This window comes from Candidatus Neomarinimicrobiota bacterium, from assembly GCA_034716895.1.
In the GTDB taxonomy this organism is placed as follows: Bacteria; Fidelibacterota; UBA8477; order UBA8477; family JABMPR01; genus JABMPR01.
The window spans coordinates 1-24,366 of record JAYEKW010000103.1; the positions used below are offsets into that span (position 1 = coordinate 1).

15 protein-coding genes and 1 tRNA gene are annotated in these 24,366 nt (G+C 42.5%); 11 read left to right on the forward strand and 5 right to left on the reverse strand.

Features of this window, described 5'->3' with window-relative positions; all coding sequences use genetic code 11:
* Window positions 1-543: 543 nt before the first annotated feature.
* From U9Q77_06370 to U9Q77_06420, 11 genes are all read left to right on the forward strand, one after another.
* Window positions 544-828, forward strand: a complete 285-nt coding sequence (locus U9Q77_06370) for an STAS domain-containing protein (GenBank protein ID MEA3286983.1) — start codon at window positions 544-546, stop codon at window positions 826-828.
* Window positions 829-1,003: 175 nt separating this feature from the next.
* Entirely contained in the window at window positions 1,004-4,180 is a 3,177-nt protein-coding gene (locus U9Q77_06375) for a chemotaxis protein CheW (GenBank protein MEA3286984.1), read from the forward strand.
* A gap of 250 nt (window positions 4,181-4,430) precedes the next feature.
* A complete protein-coding gene (locus U9Q77_06380) occupies window positions 4,431-4,889 on the forward strand; it encodes a chemotaxis protein CheW (GenBank protein ID MEA3286985.1) in 459 nt (152 codons plus the stop codon).
* Between the two features lie 57 nt (window positions 4,890-4,946).
* Window positions 4,947-5,912 (forward strand): hypothetical protein, encoded by a 966-nt coding sequence (locus U9Q77_06385; GenBank protein MEA3286986.1) that lies wholly within the window; start codon window positions 4,947-4,949, stop codon window positions 5,910-5,912.
* A gap of 36 nt (window positions 5,913-5,948) precedes the next feature.
* Entirely contained in the window at window positions 5,949-7,913 is a 1,965-nt protein-coding gene (locus U9Q77_06390; GenBank protein ID MEA3286987.1) for a methyl-accepting chemotaxis protein, read from the forward strand.
* A 376-nt stretch (window positions 7,914-8,289) separates the two neighbouring features.
* Window positions 8,290-10,341 carry a methyl-accepting chemotaxis protein gene (locus tag U9Q77_06395; GenBank protein ID MEA3286988.1) on the forward strand — a complete coding sequence of 684 codons (2,052 nt, stop codon included), beginning with the start codon at window positions 8,290-8,292 and terminating at the stop codon, window positions 10,339-10,341.
* Window positions 10,342-10,464: 123 nt separating this feature from the next.
* Window positions 10,465-12,561 (forward strand): nitrate- and nitrite sensing domain-containing protein, encoded by a 2,097-nt coding sequence (locus U9Q77_06400; protein ID MEA3286989.1) that lies wholly within the window; start codon window positions 10,465-10,467, stop codon window positions 12,559-12,561.
* Between the two features lie 79 nt (window positions 12,562-12,640).
* Window positions 12,641-13,747, forward strand: a complete 1,107-nt coding sequence (locus U9Q77_06405) for a chemotaxis response regulator protein-glutamate methylesterase (GenBank protein ID MEA3286990.1) — start codon at window positions 12,641-12,643, stop codon at window positions 13,745-13,747.
* 141 nt (window positions 13,748-13,888) lie between these two features.
* The gene (locus tag U9Q77_06410) at window positions 13,889-14,722 is read left to right on the forward strand and encodes a protein-glutamate O-methyltransferase CheR (protein ID MEA3286991.1); all 834 of its coding nucleotides are present in this window, start codon (window positions 13,889-13,891) and stop codon (window positions 14,720-14,722) included.
* A gap of 441 nt (window positions 14,723-15,163) precedes the next feature.
* On the forward strand, window positions 15,164-15,517 hold the full coding sequence (locus U9Q77_06415) for a PilZ domain-containing protein (protein ID MEA3286992.1): 354 nt from the start codon (window positions 15,164-15,166) through the stop codon (window positions 15,515-15,517).
* Window positions 15,518-15,833: 316 nt separating this feature from the next.
* A complete protein-coding gene (locus tag U9Q77_06420; protein MEA3286993.1) occupies window positions 15,834-17,045 on the forward strand; it encodes an HDOD domain-containing protein in 1,212 nt (403 codons plus the stop codon).
* A 421-nt stretch (window positions 17,046-17,466) separates the two neighbouring features.
* Here the strand turns inward: U9Q77_06420 and U9Q77_06425 are convergent, their stop codons facing one another.
* From U9Q77_06425 to secA, 5 genes are all read right to left on the reverse strand, one after another.
* Window positions 17,467-17,904: an ATP-binding protein gene (locus U9Q77_06425; GenBank protein ID MEA3286994.1), complete on the reverse strand. Its 438-nt coding sequence runs from the start codon at window positions 17,902-17,904 to the stop codon at window positions 17,467-17,469.
* A gap of 10 nt (window positions 17,905-17,914) precedes the next feature.
* Window positions 17,915-19,483 (reverse strand): response regulator, encoded by a 1,569-nt coding sequence (locus tag U9Q77_06430; protein MEA3286995.1) that lies wholly within the window; start codon window positions 19,481-19,483, stop codon window positions 17,915-17,917.
* Between the two features lie 124 nt (window positions 19,484-19,607).
* A tRNA-Leu gene (locus tag U9Q77_06435) sits at window positions 19,608-19,690 on the reverse strand.
* 99 nt (window positions 19,691-19,789) lie between these two features.
* Window positions 19,790-21,076, reverse strand: a complete 1,287-nt coding sequence (locus U9Q77_06440) for a FlgD immunoglobulin-like domain containing protein (GenBank protein ID MEA3286996.1) — start codon at window positions 21,074-21,076, stop codon at window positions 19,790-19,792.
* A 191-nt stretch (window positions 21,077-21,267) separates the two neighbouring features.
* On the reverse strand, window positions 21,268-24,288 hold the full coding sequence (gene secA, locus U9Q77_06445) for a preprotein translocase subunit SecA (GenBank protein ID MEA3286997.1): 3,021 nt from the start codon (window positions 24,286-24,288) through the stop codon (window positions 21,268-21,270).
* Window positions 24,289-24,366 lie beyond the last annotated feature (78 nt).

Sequence of the window (24,366 nt, forward strand, 5' to 3'; positions counted from 1 at the left end):
GTAACTTGCAAAGTGTAGGGTGATGTTTTGAATTTAATGAACACTTTAGAACTGCAATTGGTATTATGCAGATACTATTACAGTTTTCCACAACGAACCATGAATATCTTTGTAAATTCCGTTTGTTTCGTTGTAGAAAAAGAGTTTAGAGACGGACACTAAATAGTATATCCAAAGCTGGAGGAATACTTTACTTGTCATACGGCAAATATTTCCTCATAAAGAGACACCTATTGTAATCGAAACTTGGTTCAGTTTTTTAGAATAAATAGGGGTAACTCTATATTTATCACTTCCGCACCTGTTGATACCTGACTGGGCTATTCTTTCTGCATACATTATCAGTCCATACTTTTCTGAAAATAAAAATATTTTCCTCAAGATTTTCTCTAACAAAACGACGCTCATAGTAGCTATGCTTCGATTCCTGGAATAGCTACCTGGTTTCTGTGGCACATGATTTGAGACATATCGTCTGATGAACATTTTCCTGGATTTTTTATTCGGGGACAACTTTGAAAAATAACAGCTGGAGAACGCACCATGAGCACGACGCCCGTCACTATTACACCCGAAGCTGATATTGTTGGAAACGCCACTTACGAGCTTAAACGAGAATTTTCTGAGTTAATTAAAAGTGGTCAACTGCAAATTAGATTGGACCTTGCCAAAGTTACCTTGATCGACTCATTAGGAATAGGGGTTCTGGTAGCTACCAGAAATTCCGTCCGTCAATCCGATGGCGAATTTAGCATTATTAATCTCTCAGCTGATTTAACTCAGCTCTTCTCCAATATGGGGATTATCGAGTTTCTGAATATCAGCTAACCCGATCAAACGATGTGATTGGACATGACACTAGACCCTACTACAAACCTTTTTAGCCCAATTCGAAGTTCGAATTGGGTTTTCTATTTTGGGATATTCCTCAAACCAGGGAAAATCGAGATCCCTGTTTTCGTTAAAAGTATTGAACAATCAATAAACAGCTTCGGAGGTAAACGTGGCTCCTATTGAGAATGATGAAATTCTAGAATTATTCCTGGAAGAATCAACCGACAATATCAACGGCCTTGAAACTGACTTTCTTGATATAGAGGAAGCGGGGGCGGACATTGATGATGATCTTGTAAATAAAGTTTTTCGGGCAATCCACTCCATCAAGGGTGGAGCCGGTTTTGTCGGATTGACAAATATCAAAGAACTCTCCCACAAGATGGAAAACATCTTGAATATGATCCGTAACCGTGAGTTGGTTCCCACAGGAGATATTATCAGCGTCTTACTCGCTGGTACTGATCGTCTGGCACACCTGCTGGAAAATGCCCTGGAAAGTAATGAGATCGAAATTGATGATACTCTCAAACAACTAGACGACAGCCTATCAGAAGATAAAGAAGTGCAACAAGCAATATCTGAAGGTGATATCAATATCAAGATACCTAACAGTGATGACTCAATAAGTATCCCAACTTTGGATCTTTCCCAATTCAAAAAGGGTGGTAATGAAATTTACTTCGCAATTTTTGATATGGTGCGTGATATCGAACGCAAAGGTCACAATTATCTAGAGTTTGTCAAAGAACTCGAAGATACCGGCAGCATTATTAAACAAGAGTTAGACCTAAGTGCTGTTGGAACTTTGGATGAAATGGGTGATGATATAATCTTGCCTATGTGCATTTTGTTTGCCAGCATTGTGGGACCTGATATAATTGACTCCATCATGGAGCTTCCCGCTGAACGAATCTATCAACTTGACGAAAACAATGTACTCCATTCTATTGTTGAGGAGGAAGCTATTAAAACTGATGCACCAGAAGTAATTGCCCCCCCCCCTGCTATACCCACACCTGAGCCTGTAAAAGAGAAACCTGCAGTTAAGTCCAAACCTGCAGCAAAAAAAGCTACTCCAGCAAAATCAGCTAACAAATCAAAACCAAAGGCTGCAAGTGCCCAAACTGGAAGTCTTCGTGTGAATATTAAGGTGCTTGATGAACTCATGACCCTGGCTGGAGAGCTGGTGCTTACCCGGAATCAATTGTTGCAATCAATAGGTGGTCATAACCAGGATCAAATTGAGAAATCAAGTCAACGGGTAGACCTGGTTACCTCCGAACTCCAAACTGCAATTATGAACACAAGAATGCAGCCTATTGGAACTGTGTTCAATAAGTTCAAACGGATTGTGCATGATATGTCCAAAGACCTCAACAAGGAAATTGAGCTGGAGATCGAAGGAAAAGATGTTGAGATGGATAAGACTATCGTCGAATCCATTGCTGACCCCATGACCCATTTAGTCCGCAATTCTGTAGATCACGGTATTGAGATGCCAGATGTTCGCCGTCAATCCGAAAAAGCACTTCCCGCCAAGATTCATTTAAATGCTTATCATGAAGCAGGTCAGGTAATTATTGAAATTACTGACGATGGTGGTGGTATTGATCCTCAACGTATCGCTGAGAAGGCCATTGAGAAGGAGTGGTTCACAGCAAACGAAGTGAAGGAAATGTCAGATAGTGAACTGGTTAAACTAATTCTACGACCTGGTTTCTCCCTGGCGAAAGAAGTCACCGATATCTCTGGACGAGGTGTGGGTATGGATGTGGTAAATTCTAACCTCACCAAGCTGGGTGGTACCATCGATATTAATTCAACAGTTGGTGTAGGAACCACCATTCGCGTTAAACTGCCCCTCACCCTGGCCATCATTCCAAGTCTCATAGTCGCCACCGGAAATGAACGTTTCACCATTCCTCAAGTCAATTTGGTCGAGTTGGTTCGCATTCCCCCGGAACAGGTTAAAAAGCGGATTGAAAAGGTTGACAATGCCAGCGTTATCCGCCTGAGGAATGAGCTCCTGCCCCTGTTGCGTCTGAGTGAAATCCTCGGAATGCCAAAAATGTTTATCAATAATGCTGGCAACAAAGTAGAGGATAAACGAGAAATCATTCATGATCGTCGCTCAAAAACTATCGAAGATGCAATCGTAGGTGAAGAGGCAGAGAGTCAGGATTCTGAAAACCGTTCAGAACCCACTGATCGTCGTGGATCATCACAAAGTGCTGTTAATATTATTGTTGTAAATGCCGGTGATATAAATTACGGCTTGGTGGTTGATGAACTATTGGACTCGGAAGAAATTGTTGTAAAACCGCTGGGCTACCATCTTCGTGATGTACAGGCTTACGCTGGAGCAACAATCCTGGGAGATGGAAAGTCAGCACTCATTCTTGATATTGTTGGCATCAGCAACATGATGTCGCTAAGGTCTGTCAAGGATACTGCCAAAGATAAGATCATTGCTAAAAAGGTTGATAGTAATAAGCATGCTCAGTCCCTGCTTATTGTCCGCAATGCTGCAACAGAATATTTTGCTATTCCTCTTGGTCTGGTCTCCAGGCTTGAAAAAATACATAGAAGTGAAATCGAATCGCCTGGTGGTCAACTCTCCATTAAATATCGTGGTGCAAACCTGCTACTTTTCCGAATAGAGGATACAGCAAAAGTTGGCAATATTGAAGATGTAGAATGGCCCTATGTTATTGTGTTTCAACAAGGTGGCCGGGAAGTTGGAATTATTGTTTCCGGGATTGTTGATGCCATAGATATCTCAGTTGAAATCGACAACCAGACTTTCCGTCAACGTGGTATCCTGGGATCAGCACGGATCATGGAACAAACAACCATGCTTTTAGATTTATATGGCCTGGTAACTCCTGAGCCGGAAGCTACGCCAGTACCTCAACGTGTAGCGGTCTCCGATTCAATACCTGCGGCAGAAGATGCCCATAAATCCTACATCCTGGTTGTAGAGGATTCCGAATTCTTCCGTAGTCACTTTAAGTCAGTTTTAAATGATGCGGGATATGAGATTTTGGAAGCTGAGGATGGGGTTGATGGCATTCGCGTCTTTGAGGAACATGCGAGTGAAATAAGTCTCATTCTCACAGACATAGAAATGCCCAATATGGATGGGGTTGAAATGACTAAGAATCTACGCCAGAACACTGATTTGGATACTCTGCCTATCCTTGCATGTACATCAGTTGCCGGGGAGATGGCCGAGACTAGAGGCTTTGAGGCTGGGTTGGATGAATACCTGATCAAACTGGACCGGGAACAGTTGATTGAGAGAATTGGGCATTATTTGGAGCATGGTCGGGGAAAATCATGAGAGTGATGTTTGTGCCACCCTTCTTCGCTCTACAAGCTCCGCTGGGCAGGCAGATGAAACACAGATCTAGTGCTCAAGGATCCACCCCCTCTGTCCTACGGACATCTCCCCAGGGGGGAGAAAGTTCCTGCCATCGCACAAATTATTGCAAGCCTGGATAACATGTTAACAGCACAAATTAAACCCTTAATAACTCTGCGCCCTCGCGCACTCTGCGGTAAAACGCCCTAAAATAATGGTGGACCAAGTTATGAATACGACTCAAAATGATACTGCCAAAGAACTAACCATTTTCCAGGTCGCCGATATTTCCTGTGGTCTTGATATTGCCGATGTCCAGGAGATCAATAAGCATGTTGACATCACCAAAGCTTTTGGAGCTCCCGATTATGTCCGGGGGATCATTAATCTGCGAGGCGAGATTGTCACTGTGATTGATCTCCGTCAGAAATTTGGCATCAAGCAAAAAGAGTTGAACGAGAAAATGCGAGTCGTCATCGTGGAATCCCAAGGTGAAAACATGGGACTCCTGGTAGACCGTATCGATGACATTGTTGTAGCTGACCCAAAGCTCATTGAACCACCCCCCTCAAACGTCTCAGGGGTTACCGGAGAATATTTTACCGGCATTTTAAAAACTGATACTGCTCTTATTTCAATACTAGACATTCATAATCTGCTCTCAATTGAGAAGAATAAAGGTGGGTAATTATAAAGCAATTTAAGAAAATAGTTTTAAGCCGAATATTAGAAGAAGGAGTTTATTATGAAGCATTTTACTAGGGTCTTATTGATCTTACTATTACTGGCTGTTACGGCATTCGCAGGAGATGGAAAAACCGCTGGACTCGTATTTTTCGACTATTCCCACGACACTGCTGATGATGCCGCAAATGGCTTTGGGTTTCATCGTGTATCCTACAGCTATCAACGTGAATTATCCGAAGGTATCAGCTACAAATTCCAAACTGATATTGATACGAAAAGCAGCCCTTTTAATGTGTATTTGAAATATGCTAAAGTTGACTGGAAATCTCCCATGGGAAAGTTGACCATTGGACTACAAAGTATGAATGTTTCCAATGTCCAGGAGAAAAACTGGGGCTATCGATCCATTGAAAAATCAGCCATGGATCACAATAAATGGTCCAGTTCAGCTGATATGGGAATAGCTTATTCAAAAACTTTAGCCCGTGCCATTTATCTCAATACCATGATCTTAGATGGTGCCGGATATAAACATTCTGAAGATGACTCCCATAAAAAAATCTCGGTTCAGGCCATCTATGGTGAGACAAAAGTGGGGAAAAAGGATGTTTTCCAGCTTGGTGCTGTTCAAACATATGAACCTTACGATTTTGAAGTTGATTCGGTAACCATAGAAAAGAAAAACAAGCTTGTTACCGGAGTATTTGGCACTTATGCAGGGAATGGTATAAGAGTTGGTGCTGAATTTAACATACTTAACGATTCCAGGTTGGGAAAAACTGAACAGCTGATCTCAGCCTATGCAAACTATCGCCTGACAAAGGGGTTTGAGGTTTTTAATCGTTACGATCTGCTCAATCCCGATACTGAAACAAGTGACAATGGCGAGAGCCTCTTTATCGCAGGTGCTGTCTATTCACCAGGTAAAGGATTGAAGATTATACCTAATCTTCATTATGAAATGTATGCAGACAGTGCAGTTCATCCGCACACTAGTAACCTGGCTTTTGAGATTAAGCTATAATGTTTTACGTAAACTTAAGGAATAAGGAGATAAATTATGACCTGGTTTAATAATCTTTCTGTAAAATTTAAATTAATTTTTAGCTTTGGGAGCGCACTCGGACTCCTTACCCTTATTGGTATTGGGGGGGTGTGGGGAATTTCTGGAGTTAGCAGCAAAAGTACTCACACAATAGAACACTTCCTCCAACTCAAGGATATCAACCGGCAGATTGATATTACCATGCTCCAGGCTCGTCGCGATGAAAAAAATTTCCTCGCGCACAAAGATGCAAAAGATATCGGCAGAGTTGAACAGCAGATAAATTCTCTTATAGAGCTGACAGACAAAGCCAAAGAACTCCACATTAGTCAGGATGAAGATGAGAATCTGAGTATCATTGCCCAGCTGGCTGGAGAATATGTGACTGCATTTCATGTGGTTACATCAAAAATACTGGAAAAAGGCGCAGGCGATAAAGGACTTGTCGGTGAACTTCGGAAAAATATTAATGACTTGGAAACCAGACTAAAGCAGTTGAACTCACGCCGTCTGGAGATTGACATGCTCATGTTACGTCGGCATGAAAAAAATTATCTGCAGGAGGGAACATCAAAATATCTGGACCAACACGCCGCCGAAATTGTCACTATTAATAAACATATTGATCAAAGTGGATACCGTCCTTCGACCACCAGAGAACTGAAAGGCCTTATATCAGCCTATGCAGAAGGATTGGATAGAATTGCCCGTATTGATGAAGAAATCAAAAACAATACTTATTTATTCCGAGGGACTATTCGTAAATTAGAACCTCTTATCCAGGCTGGTATTGAATCCGCTAGCCTTGGAGCAGAAAATGATATCGTAGAATTTCATGCTACAGCACGTTCAATTGAAACGATCATTACCGTCGCTGTATTTGTCGGTATTATTCTGGCCATGCTACTTGGCTATTTTACGCTAATGGCTTTAACTAAACCTATTGAGAAGCTTGTTACCACCCTGAACCTGGTCGGTGAAAACGATTTCTCTGCCCGTGTTGATCTTAATACTACAGATGAACTTGGCCAAATGGGACAAATCCTTAATGGCGTCATCAAGACGCTTCAATCAAATAAATCACAACAACAGGAAGTTCAAAGCCAGGTACAATTGAGTACGGGTGATTTGAATTCTGCCGTTTCACAACTTACAGCTGTTGCGACTGATATGGGTGAAAAATCAAGGAGCATTGCGGACCAGTCCAACATGGTGGCTGCTGCTGCTGAGGAAATGAGTACCAATATGGATACGATTTCCCAGGCTTCCCAAGGCTCACAGGAAAACCTAAACTCGGTATCTGGTGCTACTGAGGAAATGACTGCCACTGTAGCTGAGATTGCCCAAAACGCAGAACAAGCTCGCGAGATTACCAACCAGGCAGTCCAGAATGTAGCCACCGCCAGTGGACGTGTGGATCATCTTGGTACAGCTGCCAAGGATATTAGTAAAGTAACTGAAACGATTGTTGAAATTGCCGAGCAGACCAAATTACTGGCTCTAAATGCCACAATTGAAGCTGCCCGTGCCGGTGAAGCAGGTAAAGGCTTTTCTGTTGTAGCCAACGAAGTCAAAGAGCTGGCTAAACAGACCAATGATGCTACAGCTGATATTTCTCAGAAAATTGAAGCTATTCAAAGTGGAACCGATGGAACGGTGCAAGAAATTGCCTCCATCTCAACTGTGATTGGTAAAGTGAATGATATTGTCAATACCATTGCCACCGCTGTAGAAGAGCAAAATGTAACCACCCAGGATATTGCAGGAAATATTGGTCAGGCTACATCTGGTATGAATGATATTGTCAATAATGTGACCCAGGCTGCTGAAGCATCCCGGGAGATTGCATCTAACATTGCTACAGTCAATTCTGATATCAGCCAGGTCAAACAGACCGCTGATGATTTGAATCAGACGTCTGCTGCTATTGGGAGTACTGGCGATCAACTCACTGAGATGGTCGCACAAATGAATAATTAGGGCGAAAACAAAAGATACAGTGAGTGAGATCACAGGATGAGAATTTTTAGCAATCTAAAAATCAGGGAAAAAATCACGATCCCATTTACTGGGATTCTCATTGTGGCTGGTGAATCTTTTACCGGCATTTTAATACTGACGAAACCGCTAGAAGTATCTGAGAATTTATAAAATGTGCCCTAAATCCATTAAATACAACCACATATAGTGAATAATCCTAAATCCATATATATCAACACATCGCGTCATTTCGATGAACTCAATACAACGCTCTGCGCGCTCTGCCCGCCCGCACGAAGTTATACGCAGGCGGGCGAGAGGGACTTTTTGCGGGGGCGTCAATACTGGAAGACAAAAAAAGATAGGAGAATTGTTCATGGCATTGCAATTAAATTTACGTGGTAAAATTACCATTCCATTCGCAATTCTTCTGTTGGGCACAATCATCCTTTTCGTGAGTACTTTTTATTTCACCTTCTCAAACATTTTGGACCAGCTCTCTGCTCGAAGCACCCAGATTAATGCAGGGACTATGGAAAATGACATTGAACAGATCAGTAATAAAGCCTTAGGAATAGCCTCAATTTATGCGAGTTCAGCAATAACAAGAGAAGCTTACCGTCTTCACGAATCTGGTAAGCCTCATGATGAAGTGATCTCACAATTATCTGAATTCATGACAAAGAACAAAGCCGCATTTGATTCCCAAACGGGAGGAAATCTCAGGGTTCACTTCCACCTACCCCCGGCTCAATCTCTGCTAAGAATTTGGGATGGAAGTGGCGGAGATGATCTTTCCTCTTTCCGTAATACGATCCTGGATATTTCCAGAAATCATAAACCTATCACTGGCATCGAGGTTGGCCGAGGTGGTTTTGTAATCCGCGGCCTGGCACCTGTGTTTGCTGAAGATGGCCATTATTACGGATCTGTAGAAACGCTCCTGTCAATTTCCAGTCTGCTCAAGGTATCACGTATCTATGAACATGAAGAATTTGCGATTTACATGCAGAAGAACCAGCTTGAAATAGCTACAAAATTCAAGAAAAAAGTTGCTGCCAATTCGGACATTCAGGAAAAAAGTAGAGGTAACTTCATCTTCTTTGCCAGTTCTTCTGATAAGTTTATCACTGAAAAAGTGACTGAGGAAATGCTGAGCGAGGGATCACATGAACGCACATCTGTTAAATTTGATGGTGTTTATCTCAGCACATTTCCTATCAAAGATTATTCTGGGAAAACCGTCGGTGTTGGCGTCTACCAGATGGAAGATGTGTGGTTAGAAAGTCAGATTTCCTCTCGAATGAAATGGGTGATTTTAATCTTTTCCCTGGTGATGGCTGTTGGAATCACTTTCACTGTGTTATTGGCAAAAAATATTTCAACACCCATTTTGGATATTAATGCGGCTGCTATAGCAATAGGTGATGGTGATTACTCGGAAGCATTGAAAATTTCAAGGAATGATGAGCTTGGTGAATTAGCCAAGACCCTTAACAAAGTGGCTCATACACTCTCAACATCAGATAAACAGCGGATTGAGGTCCAGTCTCAGGTTCAACAGAGCACCGAGAATCTTGGGATGGTAAGTACAACGCTTCAGGATTTGACCAACCGAATGAGTAGTAATTCCAGCAGTATAGCCGAGCAATCCAATATGGTAGCAGCTGCGGCTAATGAGATGAGCACCAATATGGATTCTATTGCTCAGTCTTCTCAGAACTCACAGGAAAATATGAACTCTGTTGCCAGTGCAACAGAAGAAATGACAGCGACTGTTTCTGAAATTGCCCAAAATGCTGAACAAGCGCGTGAAATAACGGCTGAAGCAGTTCAAAGTGTAACCACTGCCAGTGAGCGAGTTGACCAGCTTGGTCTCTCAGCCAGAGAAATCAGCAAAGTGACTGAAACCATTATTGAGATTGCTGAACAAACCAAGCTGTTAGCCCTAAACGCCACCATTGAAGCAGCTCGAGCAGGAGAAGCAGGTAAGGGATTTTCTGTAGTAGCCAACGAGGTTAAAGAGTTGGCCAAACAGACCAATGATGCAACCGCTGATATCTCAGAAAAAATCGAAGCCATTCAATCCGGGACTGACGGCACCATCGGGGAGATCAAGTCGATCTCCTCAGTTATAGATAAGGTCAATGATATTGTAAATACCATTGCCACCGCTGTAGAAGAGCAAAATGTAACGACCCAGGATATTGCCGGGAATATTGGTCAAGCTACCTCAGGTATGAATGATATCGTAAATAATGTTAGCCAGGCAGCCGAGGCTTCTCGTGAAATCGCAACCAACATTGTTACGGTAAGCACCGACATTGGTGATGTGAAAGAAGCTGCAGGCAACTTGAATCAAACTTCTGTTACCATCAAAAATACAGGTGATCTATTAACTGATATGGTTGCAAAGTTTAATAAATAAATGGAGAGTTATGCTATTCATGTGGCGGGTATTCTTCGTATGAACAACTCCCATATTACCGGAGGTGCCCGCTGGTTTAATATCCACCGGGGTAATATATAAAAATCACAAGGAGATTTTCTCATGAGTAATTTCACAACCAAGTTGGGCAAGGGATTCGGTTTATTGGATCGATTCAAAATCTCAACCAAAATATTGGCACTTATCATCGTTCCCAGTTTGGCTGCTTTCGTGTCTCTGACAATGGTTCTGAGTGAAAAGTCCAACGATCTAGAGGTGACAGCAAAGGTTAATTCCCTGGTTGAATATGTTGTCAATACCAGCAGCTTATTGCACGAATTGCAAAAGGAACGGGGAGCCAGCGCTGTTGTAATCAGTAGTAAAGGAACTCAGATGCGTAGCGAAATCGAGGTTCAAAAACGTGATACTGATGCTGCCCTGGCTAATTTTAATAAATTCCAGGAAACTTTTAATCCTGGTGATTATAGTCCGGATTTTAAAGATGACTTGTCTCAGTTTAAACGGCTCCTGCTTGATATTACTTCAAAGCGAAATGCTGTCACTACTTTGACGATCTCAAAGTCAGATGCCGTTAAATACTATACAGCCATTAATAGCTTGATGGTTAAGTCTTTTCAGCAGGCAGGCTTATTGGCCAAGCACAAAGATTTGCTTATTCCCGCTACTGCCATGATCAACTTTATCTCGGCTAAAGAATATGCAGGAATTGAACGGGCACTCATGTCTGGGATTTGTGCAGCAAATGTAGCCATTGATCTGGCGACTTTTGAAAAATGGATGATGGTTTGGAAAGGCCAGGCAGCCCTCCTTAACAATTTCGCTTATCAGGCTGAACAAAGTGTAAGTGATTTTTACAAACAAAAAATGAGTGGTCCTGAAAACGCCGATGTTGTGAAAATTCGGAACATTCTATTGGAAAAAAGTAACTCCGGTCGGTTTGGCTATAAAGGCATCGAAACATTCGCTACAACAACCCGACGAATAGATATCTTAAAACAAGTTGAGGATTATCAGGCAAACTCGTTGGTTGAACATTCCAATGACATTTTGAAAACATCTCAATCCACAATGACAAACTTGATCTATGCTGCTGTTCTCATGGCTATTATGATCATCTACTTTGGGTTTATTATTTTGAACATGATCACCAGTCAGCTAAAAAATCTGAATGCAGTAACTGAAGACATGGCCTCCGGTCAAGCCAATTTAAAAGATAGACTTCCGGTCAATACAGATGATGAATTAGGTATTTTGGCCCGTTCCTTCAATCAGTTTCTTGAGAAACTCGAGAAAAATGATGATACTCAAAAGGTTATTCAGCGAGGTGTCCAAACAGAAACAGAAGGACTGGGCGCCATAGTTTCAGATCTCACTACTGTATCCGGTCAATTGTCAGACCGTTCCAGCAACATTGTAGATCAATCAAACATGGTGGCAGCAGCGGCTGAAGAGATGAGTACAAATATGGATTCTATTGCTCAGTCCTCTCAAAACTCACAGGAAAACATGAACTCCGTTGCCAGTGCAACAGAGGAAATGATGGCAACTGTTTCTGAGATAGCTCAAAATGCTGAACAAGCGCGTGAAATAACGGCTGAGGCAGTTCAAAGTGTGGCCACAGCCAGTGAACGAGTTGACCAGCTTGGTCTCTCAGCCAGCGAAATCAGCAAGGTTACTGAAACTATTATTGAGATTGCAGAACAAACCAAACTGTTAGCGCTAAACGCCACTATAGAAGCTGCTCGTGCTGGAGAAGCAGGGAAAGGATTTGCTGTGGTTGCCAATGAAGTTAAAGAGTTGGCTAAACAGACCAATGATGCAACCGCTGACATCTCAGAAAAAATTGAAGCCATTCAGTCCGGTACAGATGGTACCGTTGCTGAAATTGGATCAATTTCAACTGTTATCGATAAAGTAAATGATATTGTAAACACCATTGCTACAGCTGTTGAAGAACAAAATGTTACCACCCAGGATATCGCAGGAAACATTGGTATGGCGACTGGCGGGATGAATGATATCGTAAATAATGTTAGCCAGGCAGCTGAGGCTTCACGGGAAATTGCTCAAAATATCTCAGTTGTGAACAACGATATAGGTGCTGTTCAGGAAACCAGTGAAACTCTAAAAACAACCTCCACTGCTATCAGAAGCACAGGTGATCAGCTTGGAGATATGGTCGCTAAATTTGATCAATAAGCGATTGAAATCTGAATGTGATTTTAGTGAGGATAAATAATCAAGGAGGTAAAATAAATTTGGAAACAGGAATATTCATTTGAGTCATAAAGTAAGAGCACTGGTCGTTGACGACACAGTTGTTTATCGAAAAATCATAAGTGATCTCCTTGGTGAGCATCCAGATGTTGAGGTTATTGGTACAGCAGCAAACGGTGAGATGGCTGTTAGCAAGGCCAAACAGCTTAAACCAGACCTGGTGACTCTCGATCTTGAAATGCCCGTAATGGATGGCTTAGAGGCTCTACCACTCCTTAAAAAAGAAAATCCGGATATGGCTATCCTCATGGTCAGTGCCCACACAACAGCTGGGGCCAGAACCACCATGAAAGCTCTCCAGGCTGGAGCTATGGATTTTATTGCCAAGCCAGACCGTTCATCCATGGAAGCCAGTCGATTAGAGATTAAACAACAGCTCAATAATATACTTCGGGGAGTCGTTTCCAAATTTAAAGTACAAGCCGCTTTAAACGGACGTACATCAGGAGCACGTTCAAGTCTTGAACCAGCTCTACCCAAGGTAGCTCCACAAGCTGATTCCATCTCATCCAGAATGGCCAAGATTACGCAACATATCCGCCCTGAGGTGATTGCTATCGGAATCTCAACTGGTGGACCACAGGCATTAACCAAAGTTATTCCTCGTTTACCTGCAAATTTGAAGTTACCAGTAGTCATAGTTCAACATATGCCACCTGTATTTACCCGGGCATTGGCCGACTCATTGTCCAAAACCAGCCCACTTGATATAATTGAAGCGAGCAACAATCAGAAACTTGAGCCGGGAAAAGTTTATATAGCTCCTGGCGGAAAACAAATGAAGGTAGTCAAAGAGACTGGGTACGGAAAAATCGTCATCACGGATGATCCTCCTGAGAACCACTGTAAACCATCTGTAGATTATTTATTCCGCTCACTATCTAATGCTTACAAAGGAAATGTCCTCAGTATAATTATGACCGGCATGGGTAAAGACGGTGTGACAGGTATGCGCCTGTTAAAACGCCATGGTGCCAAAACAATCGCCCAGGATCAACAATCCTGTACTGTTTTTGGGATGCCTATGGAGGCTATTAAGGCTGGGGTTGTAGACAAAATTATAACCCTTGAAGATATTGCTAAAGAGATTTTGGCTGGAATAAAGTGATTATTTCTGGACACGAATGGCACTAATCAACTCGAATTTTCACGAATGATTTGTTATGAATTTAGATCATAAAAATAGACAATTATGTGTTCCGTTCCCTTCGTGGGATTCGTGTCTAACCCACAGAAACACATTTTTTTCATGAAAAAGATCAGTCCAGGTGAAATAAAGATATTCATTCCCTATGTAAATAAACTTACAGGGATTGTACTCGATCAGAGCAAGGCATATTTGATTGAGAGTAGGCTTGGACCACTCGTAGATTCAATAGGATGTGATACCTACAGTCAACTCTATACCAAAGCCCGTAGCGATGCCAGCAAACGTATCGAAAAGTCCATTATTGATGCAATCACCACCAATGAGACCTATTTCTTTCGAGATAAAGCACCTTTTGATCTGCTCAAATTTAAAATCATTCCTGATCAGATTGACAAAATAAAAACAACCCGGGACATGCGTCCCTCCCTGAGTATTTGGAGCGCAGCATGTTCTACCGGTCAGGAGATATACAGTGTGGGTATGGTTTTGAAGGAGATCATCCCGGATATCTCAAGATGGCAAATTACCCTGAGAGGTACTGACATATCAGACGCTGCTGTCCTGCAAGCTAGTGGCGGGCGTTATAGCAAAGTGGAAGTCGAACGAGGAATGGCTCCTGCGCAAATTCAAAAATATTTTAATCAAGAAGGCAATCAGTGGAAAGTTAAAGATGACCTTAGAGCCATGGTCCAATTTCGTAAGGGTAACCTTCTCCAGCCTATTCTGGGAATGCCAAAATTCGACATCGTTCTTGCACGTAATGTTGCGATCTATTTCAGCATGGATAACCGGAAGATTATGTACTCACAGCTTGCCAACCAACTCAAGCCTGGAGGGGCACTCATGATTGGAGCATCTGAATCACTGATGGGCATTTCAGATCGGTTCCAGCAGCAAAATTATATGAACTCAATATTTTACGCATTAAAATAATGATCAATCTAGCCTGCATTATTCATGAATTATTGCCACGAAGACACTAAGTCACGAAAAGTATTAAAGTTATGAACAAGGTCATTTTAAACAGTATTATTTGTATCTGTGAGTGATAATTTTTGATAAGCATATATTTTATTAAACTTTGTGTCTTGGTGACTTAGTGGCTATGAATTATTTAGGCTAGACTTGAAAAATAATTGCATGAATACGTTTTGATGAGTATTAATTTTATACAATGCAAACTGGAAGTACCCTCCTGTCGTAGCTCCCATACGACGTGTCGGATAATGGGTTGAGGTGAATTAAGAACTTGTAGTGTTATGACCAAATTATCATGTTAAAGATCATCAATTCAATAGAACCTCTACACTGCTACGCAGCACCTCTACACGGGGAGGATTATTCCCGTAGTATAACATATAATTAAGGAACAAAATGGCCTTAGATAAACGTAAACGCTCCCGTGTTCCATTTGACGTGGATGTCCATTTCAATACTTCTGAGGATCAGATTCGCTCTAAAAAGCTACAAGATATCAGCATGAGCGGTTTATACTTTGAATCAGATATCATCGTTCCACTTGGTACGACAGGGACAGTTAAACTCCACCTTGAATCCGGGGAACAAACCATCATAATTACAGCAAATGGGAAAGTCACGCGATCCATTCCGGCTGAGCAAAATTCACCAGGTGGTATTGGCGTAGAATTTACTGAAATTGATACGGATAGTTCTATTCACCTCTTCAATGTAATCCGGTACCAACTGGGTGATGATTCTCAAACCTAGTGTTAAGTTAAGTCTGTTCCTCACGGTGTGGTAAGAAGCCGCAGGAGTTTTTGGGGATAACAAGGCGAATATTTTGAGCATAGCCACTTGTGTTGAGCTTGTCGAAGTATAGCTATAATCCAAATATTCAACGTGGTTCCTGAGCACTGCCGAAGGGCAGTTAGGCGCAAAAAGAACGAGACTCACTTGCGATATATCAGGGTTAACTTGACACTGGGACGATGTCTATGATTTTAATAAATATTCAAGATATCACAATGAACCGTAGATATTCAAAGCGTAGGCATTCAATTCAAAAAGGACAGGTACTTTATACATGTCGCTAATAGTTGGAAGACAGCCAATCCTTGATCAAAATGGTGTAACTTTCGGTTACGAGTTACTCTATCGTGGAGATGTCGATCATGCTTTCGATAGTCTCCATGAGGATGAAGCTACCTCGCATGTGATCAATAACTCCTTTTATAATACAGAATTTGGGAGTCTCACATCAGGGAAAAAAAGTTTCATTAATTTTACGACCCAACTGATTCTGGATGAGATGTGGCGGGTTCTCCCCAAACAACAAGTCGTGATTGAGTTCCTGGAAAACATTAAACCGACTGCTGAAATTATTACTGCTGCTGAGATGATTAAAAGCCAGGGCTACACGTTGGCTCTGGATGATTTTGAATATGCCCCTGAACTGGAACCATTGATCGAATTAGCTGATATCATCAAAGTAGATTTCACCATCAGCGATATGCATACTGTTGAGCAATTAGCCAAAACTTACCTGCCCCAGGGGAAGATCCTGTTGGCCGAAAAGGTGGAGACTCTAAAAGAGTTCAAAGCAAGTCGTGACTGGGGATACACCTTGTTCCAGGGTTATTTCTTTGCAGAACCAGAGATCATTGAGTCAGAACAAATCCCCGAATCAAAAGCATCTAAATTGCAATTGATGCAAAAGATTCATAAGCAAGATATTGATTTTGGTGAATTGGTTGATGTCCTGAAAACTGATCCTAGCTTAACCATGAAACTATTAAAGTACATCAATTCAGTCTCAATGGGTATTCGCCATGAGATCACCAATCTGCGACAAGCCCTGGCCCTGATCGGTCTTGTAAATTTTAAAAAATGGGCGACAGTGCTCACCATGGCTTCCATATCAGATGATAAACCGAAGGAATTGATGAAACTTTCATTGTTGAGAGGTCGTTTCTGCGAAATCCTAAGTGAAGAATTAGGCCTGGAAGATCAAAGTTCTGAATATTTCCTAACTGGGATCTTTTCTCTGATGGATGCCGCGTTTAACAAACCCATGGAAACAATTGTGGCTGACCTGCCACTGTCAGATGAGATCATCGACACCCTATTGGGTAATGAGACTAAAATTCAGAATGTCCTGAAGCTTTCTCAATTACTCGAAACGGACGGCGAGATAGACGATCAACTCAGGTTATTGAACAATAAGATATCCCAATCCAAATTGTTTGATGCCAACCGAGATGCCATAACCTGGGCCGATGAGATCTTGCGACTATAGGGAGATTTGCTTCGCCCAAGGACAATGCTGATATATTGATACAAGGATAAATCCCAACACCATAAGGTCATGGAAGGCGTCTCCTTCTGACTGTATTTTACCTCTGCTTAATTGGATCTTTATTGCAGGTGGAATAATACCAAATTCAGCTTCAAAGGTGCGCTATAAGTTCAAAATATTTTTTCGTTTAGAAGCTTCATAATTTGAAGTATAGCGATAGCTATGGTGAAAAAATTAAGTGTGATATACTGAGTTCATCGAAGTACACTAAAACGGGAAAAATGCAGAAGTTTAGTGCATGTTTGAGGTCCACTTGGTATAATTCACTCTGGTATGTTAGAATTCATGTCCAGTAAGCCTAAGTACCTTTGTGGCTATATACGTAAAATATACTTGCGGTTAACATGGGCCGGTCTAATAGTCAAGCGTTGGGCTCTCGTTTAGAAATTCTTGTTTTGATTTTAACTTCATTTCCCGTTTCATTAAAACGAATCTGCTTAGCATAATATTCTATTATAGGCAATCCCCGGCCACTCTCTGAATCTGGAATTGCCTTTTTGGGAATCCCGGGAGTGTAAGAAAAACCCTGGCCTTCATCCCTTATTTGAATATAAAAATATTGGTCATCCCAGCTTAGCTTAAGAAATATCTTTTTTTTTGCATCATACCCACTGCCATGCTTAACAGCATTCATCAAAGTTTCTCGTAGAATCAGTTCAAGTGAAAAATCATCATAATTTGAGAATTTAGCTGCTAACGTTTTTTTTACAGAAACTACTGCTCGGTCGACATGATCTACAGTGGCAGAAATCGTGATCTCAATTTCTGATGGTGATTGATGATCTGTAATCCTGGACATAGTTAAATAGTTACTTCTGCCTGACAGACTTGATTGCTTGATCAATTTGTTCAACAGTGAATGGTTTATTCAAGATCATGTTGACTCCAGCATTTTCTGCTCTCTCATGATCATCTCCCTCACTCTGGGTGGTCACCATAATAATGGGTAGCTCCTCTGACGAATATTTCTCTCGGATACTCCGAGTTAATTCAACACCAGTCATAAGCGGCATATTCAAATCTGTAAAGACAACATCTGGTTGTTCCTGCACGATATATATTAAAGCTTCTTGAGGAAATTCAAACACTTTCGCGTCAATATCAAGTTTATGAAGTGTTTGTCTGAAAATATTCAGAATCATCTTCGAATCATCTACAACCACAACTTTTAGCTCGGATTGGCTTGGTTCTTTTTCAGCTGGATCCAGGGCATTAGCCCAATTCTTTTGCCCAACTTTCAGAAACAGAGCGGCATAATAGTCCCGTGTGTCAGGATGGGCTTCCTGTAGCAGATATTGCTCTGCTTGTGACTGAAAAGTTTCGTATTGATAAAGTGAAGTCACCATGTCATCTGCAAACGCATTGATGAAAGCTTCACAAATGATCGCACATTCATGAGCATCATCTTCAATTAGATTCTTGATACCCTTGAGAACAACTTTATTGTGATTGGCATTCAAAGCCCGCGCGGCAGCAACCCGCACGGAAGCATCTATATCAGACAAGCCATTAATTATCGTAAACAAACCTTTGTCAATCGATAGAAACCCCAGTGCTTCATACGCGGCAAAGCGAATATTCGGATCTTTTGGTGAATGTCGCAAAACCTTTTTAATCGGTCGAACTGCGAGGGGATCACCTATTTCGCCCAACATATTTAGGGCTTGAATCACAAAGTCAGTGTCTGGGGACATGAGATTATTCATTAAGTGTGGAATATAATTACGAGGGTTCGCCCGAAGCAGGGACTTGGCTCGATTCCTGGTGGAGGCCGATCCACTGTGTAAACTATCAACAATGACATTGTGGGCACTGGGAATCTTCATCTCATAACAGGTTTGGAGAATTGTTCGATCGAGTTCTTCGTGGTGACCCATGATCTGACTCAAGCCATTGACGGCTCCTTGATTCTCCACGGCTCCGATACTGGTCACAATCGGAATCCACCCTTGGGAGTCTTTAAAATCGACCAATGCAATCATCGCATTGATTGCTTCACTTGATCCTATCTCAACCATAGCTTTGAGTGAATTGGTCCGGCAGTTAGCCGAGGAGCAAGCTTTGTAAAGGTTAACCAAAGCTGAGACAACCCCTGAGGGTTGAATTTCAACTGCCAAATCAATCAACATGTCTTTATTCCCCAAGGCCTCTTCCTTGAGAATTTTGATCAAGCTATCAGGGTGATCAATTATTTTTTCAAGCAATAGGTTATAGAGTTCATCCAAATCAAAACTTTGATTGGATAAAGGGTCACTGAGATAGGCCAAGACCATAATTGAAAATTCGGAGTCATTTTGATTAATCTCCATGAGAAATTTCCGATGCGTCAACTCATTCGTTTGAGCTAATTGATCAACCAGAACTTTGATCTTAATCAAATCCTGTTTGCATAAATTATCTCTTAACTCTCGGATTAGAGCTTTCTCAGACACACTTTGTCCCAACTATGTTTTCATTCTTTGCATTGTATTGTACATTTCATACGTTGAGACAGCCTCTTTGTACCGCGGAGAGGGGTCGAACCTCCACAAGCTGAGCTTACTAGATCCTAAATCTAGCGCGTCTACCAATTCCGCCACCGCGGCCGGAAAATTGCGTCGCAAGATAGGAGCTGAACTACTTGATACAACAAAAAGCCCCGGTTAAAACCAGGGCTTTTAAAATGCATGTATAGGGGGGGCTAATTACTTGAGTAGCACCAATTTTTTGGTTGCGTTGTAACCAGCTTTACTGCTCATACGATAGAGATAAACTCCTGATTCAACTCGAGCACCACTTCTGCTCAAGCCATCCCACATTGTGGTATAAAAACCGGGTTGCACTTCACCGGAAACCAGGGTCCGGATCTCCTGACCCAGCAGATTATAAATTCCCACATGAATCTCAGAAGCTTCAGGTATGCTATACTCGATAGTTGTGGTAGGATTGAAAGGATTGGGGTAATTCTGAGAAAGTGCGAACTCGGTGGGCATTTCTGTCTGATCATCCACGCCAACGGTAACGGAGAAGATACCATCACCTCCGTTGCTGGGTAGTGGGATTCCACCTTCTGCAGCTACAATGAGTTGAGAAATTGAGAGCGGAATATCTTCCATGGGTGTATTCGCAGCGATCATGAAAACAACTTCTGCAATGGCACCCTGCCCTGGGGCGATCTCAGCACCGCTGAAATTAACGCCCAGTAACATGGACTGTCCATTAACCTCATTTGAAACAAAGTCGAAATCTGCTGCACGTCCCAAGCCAACCACTGACTCAATGCTCAGATAGTCAACAGCATCGATTATGTTAAGCTGGATACCTTTGACAGGTACGGCATTGTTCATTTCAATTTGGATTGGGGTAGATAGATAACCGGGAGTACCACCACCGGCACCAAGAGTGACCTCAATACCACCGACAGTGAGAAAACCGTTCAGCCAGGTTGTATTGACAGCGTTCCCGTCAGGATCGGTCACAACCAGCAGAAATTGAGGATCAGCATTCAAGATCTCGTGGAATCTGAGGTCAATGATCTCATCGGTAACAGCATCAGGGATCAGGTAGATAATCTCACATATTGGACCATTGCCAGGAATAACAGCATTACCACCGGCATCATAGATCACGATGCTTACAGTCGTATCACGATCGTTAAAGACAACATTGTAATCGCCATCCCAGATACCATTTCCATTCAAATCTGTTAAATCTTCGTTTGGTGTCCAGATACCATTGTTATCAGCATCATCAAATTCTTCAGCTGCACATCTGCCAGCTGGTACCACGGTAAAAACTTCCAATTGGTTGGGAAGATCTTTGATACTGAACTGAAGGCCAGCTACTATCTCTGTATTTGTCAAATTGACGGGGATAGTTGCCATACCACTTAAATTCTCTGTGGATGTTCCGATAACGGATACAACTGTCTCGCCGAAGCCAAAACTGGCTAACAAAACAAGAGTGGTGATAATTAGAAAGCTTTTACGCATATTTCCCTCCACATGCACGAGGTTGATTTTCATTCAATCTAATACAAGGACTGGTTCGATATATTGATTCTGGTCACAGTCTATGCAGTTTCGATTTACGAGTTGAAAAATAATGTCATCGCGTGTCGATACAAATCATATTTGGCAGTGACAAACCTGTAACACAATTGTTAGTGATCTCCCTGACACACTTACTTACCATGACATTTCTTGTATTTTAAACCACTTCCACAGGGGCAGGGATCATTTCGTCCCACCTTGGCTTCCACAGAAATGGGTTTTTGTTTTTGAGGCGGTCCCGCCTGCGATGATCCGGCGGCACTGCCTTGTTCAGTCTGGGGAAGCGCATTCAAAAAGCCCATATTCGATGATTCAGCGTGCTGCGAAGAAAGGTTTCGCGCTCGTCTCATGCGATTCTCTTTTTCATCAACAATCCGGGCATGGAAAAAGAGTTTAAGCACTTCTCTGTCAATAAAATCCAACATTTTGACAAAAAGTTGGTAGCCCTCTTTCTTATACTCGATCAAAGGATCTTTTTGTCCCACGGCTCTGAGGTTAATGCCCTCTTTCATCTGATCCATCTCGTAGAGGTGCTCGCGCCACTTCTCATCAATAACCCGCAGATAGACAAATTGCTGCAAGCGCTTGAAATTCTCATTACTACCAGTGATCTCAGCCTTTTCGTTGTAAGAATCCCAAAGTAGTTTCTGAATAAGCTCACCCAGTTTATCCGGATCGAGATCTACAGCAGGTGCATCCGGAAGTTGAACCAATGCAGTTGCACTCAGATCAAGGACCAAACCGTTCCAATCCCAAAGTTCTACATCTTTCTCCAGCTCTGTGTATTTGTCCACAACACTATCAGCAAAATTCTCAATGACTTCACCGTATTCCATTTTTAGATCAAGGCCATCCAGAGCTGCTTGTCTACGGTCATAGATCACTTCACGTTGCTGATTCATGACGTTGTCGTATTCCAGCAAATGCTTTCTGATACCGAAATTACGAGCTTCCACCTTTTTCTGAGCACGCTCGACCGCTTTGGTGACCATGCCAGCCTTGATGACCTCACCTTCTTGAAGACCCAGCCGATCCATAACGCTGGCCACTCGATCAGAGCTGAAAAGCCGCATCAGATCGTCTTCCAAACTAAGATAGAACAGTGAGGCTCCTGGATCCCCCTGCCGTCCAGAACGACCTCTTAGCTGTAGATCGATCCGTCGCGATTCGTGCCGCTCAGTACCCAGGATCTTAAGACCACCCAGCTCAGTCACTCCCGGTCCTAACTTGATGTCAGTACCACGACCGGCCATATTGGTAGCTATGGTAACCGCATGTGCTTGACCAGCTCGAGCCACGATCTCAGCCTCCCGTCCATGCTGCTTTGCATTCAGAACATTATGAGGAATTTTAAGTCGCTTAAGCATTCTTGCCAGTGTCTCAGACACTTCTACGGTGATCGTACCTACCAACACGGGTTGACCAGATTGATGAGACGCTATGATCTCTTCGATTACAGCATTGAACTTTTCACGCCGGGTTTTATAGATATGATCATCTTGATCGTCACGAATAATGGGCCGATGAGGCGGAATTTCCACAACACCCAGCTTATAAATAGAGAAAAATTCTTCAGCTTCTGTTACAGCGGTACCGGTCATACCAGCCAGTTTTTTATAGAGGCGGAAATAATTCTGAAGAGTGATGGTTGCCAAAGTCTGTGATTCTTTTTCGATCTGAACCTTTTCTTTGGCTTCGAGAGCCTGGTGGAGACCATCGCTGTAGCGTCGACCATGCATAATTCGCCCGGTAAACTCATCAACGATCATGACCTTGGCTTCTTGAACAACATAATCCACATCTTTCTCAAACAGTGAATAGGCTTTGAGAAGCTGACTTAAATTGTGAATGGTATCTGAACGTTCACCGTGTAAGGCGTACAGTTTTTCTTTCTGTTCGTTGGCTTCCTGAAGCGATAGTTCAGTGTTCAGTTCCAGATCTGTCAGTAAAGTTGGAAGATCAGGGATCACAAAACGATCCGGATCATTGGGAGATAATGCTTCGCGACCTTTGTCTGTCAGATCGACACTATTTTGCTTTTCTTCAATAACGAAAAACAATTCCTCATCCAATTCGGGCAGCCGTTTGTCACGGAGATAATCATTCTCGATCCTCTGCCGTAATTTCTGGATTCCGTGTTCCTGATATAATTTTTGGAGACGGCGATGTTTGGGACTGCCCCGATGAGCCTTCAGGATCAATTCACCGGCTTCGTATTCTGTTTTGGGATCTTCCAATAGCTTTTCTGCATCGCTCATGATGGTATTTACCAATGTGGTTTGACGCCGCATGAGACTCTCTACCAGCGGACGGAGATCTGTATAGCGTTGGGCAATTGGCGAATCCACAGTTCCGGAAATGATCAGGGGTGTCCGGGCCTCATCGATGAGCACGCTATCCACTTCATCAACAATGGCGTAATAGTGACCTCGTTGAACCTGATCCTGCTTACTGATAGACATATTGTCTCGCAGGTAATCAAACCCGAATTCACTATTGATACCGTAGGTCACGTCGCAATTGTACATTTCCTGGCGCTCGGGAGGGGACATCTGATTAAGGATCACTCCAATGCTGAGCCCCAGATATTTGAGGATTGCTCCCATCCACTGAGAATCACGCTGAGCCAGGTAGTCATTGACGGTGATGATATGGACACCTTTGCCAACCAGCGCATTCAGGTAGATCGGCATGGTGGCAACCAGCGTTTTGCCTTCACCAGTCTTCATCTCTGCGATTTTGCCCTGGTCCAGTACAATGGCTCCCATGAGCTGAACATCGTAGGGAATCATATCCCAGGTCAATTCTTGTCCCGTAACCTTGATGGTCTGCCCCATGAGCAGGGTTGCTCCGCGTTTTACAACAGCGAAAGCCTCAGTTTGGATCTCCTTCAGCCAGTCCTGCTCAAGATCATAAACAGCGGTTTGAATTTCTTTGTGATCCTGACCCTCATCCGTCAGACGAGTCTCCAGTTTGGCAACCTCGTTCTGAATATGAGTTTTCCAAGCTTCAGTCTTGGCAATCAGACTCTCCTGTGTAGCATCTGACAGAGCTTCGTAATGTTTATTGATCTGATCAACAATGGGTAATAATTGTTTGGTCTCGCGGTCGGAACTGGTTCCGAATATCTTGGTAATAAAATTAGTAATCATGGCGTTAAAATAATTTTGTCGCGGGGCTTTAGAAGTGCTTTATTGAGTTTGATCAGATTTTAGGTGGATATTATCCCG

Excerpts from the sequence above, each read along its gene's own strand:
- U9Q77_06370 (MEA3286983.1), top strand. The coding sequence starts at position 544 with ATGAGCACGACGCCCGTCACTATTACACCCGAAGCTGATATTGTTGGA.
- U9Q77_06380 (MEA3286985.1), top strand. The coding sequence starts at position 4,431 with ATGAATACGACTCAAAATGATACTGCCAAAGAACTAACCATTTTCCAG.
- U9Q77_06385 (MEA3286986.1), top strand. The coding sequence starts at position 4,947 with ATGAAGCATTTTACTAGGGTCTTATTGATCTTACTATTACTGGCTGTT.
- U9Q77_06390 (MEA3286987.1), top strand. The coding sequence starts at position 5,949 with ATGACCTGGTTTAATAATCTTTCTGTAAAATTTAAATTAATTTTTAGC.
- U9Q77_06395 (MEA3286988.1), top strand. The coding sequence starts at position 8,290 with ATGGCATTGCAATTAAATTTACGTGGTAAAATTACCATTCCATTCGCA.
- U9Q77_06400 (MEA3286989.1), top strand. The coding sequence starts at position 10,465 with ATGAGTAATTTCACAACCAAGTTGGGCAAGGGATTCGGTTTATTGGAT.
- U9Q77_06410 (MEA3286991.1), top strand. The coding sequence starts at position 13,889 with ATGAAAAAGATCAGTCCAGGTGAAATAAAGATATTCATTCCCTATGTA.
- U9Q77_06415 (MEA3286992.1), top strand. The coding sequence starts at position 15,164 with ATGGCCTTAGATAAACGTAAACGCTCCCGTGTTCCATTTGACGTGGAT.
- U9Q77_06420 (MEA3286993.1), top strand. The coding sequence starts at position 15,834 with ATGTCGCTAATAGTTGGAAGACAGCCAATCCTTGATCAAAATGGTGTA.
- U9Q77_06425 (MEA3286994.1), bottom strand. The coding sequence starts at position 17,904 with ATGTCCAGGATTACAGATCATCAATCACCATCAGAAATTGAGATCACG.
- U9Q77_06440 (MEA3286996.1), bottom strand. The coding sequence starts at position 21,076 with ATGCGTAAAAGCTTTCTAATTATCACCACTCTTGTTTTGTTAGCCAGT.
- secA (MEA3286997.1), bottom strand. The coding sequence starts at position 24,288 with ATGATTACTAATTTTATTACCAAGATATTCGGAACCAGTTCCGACCGC.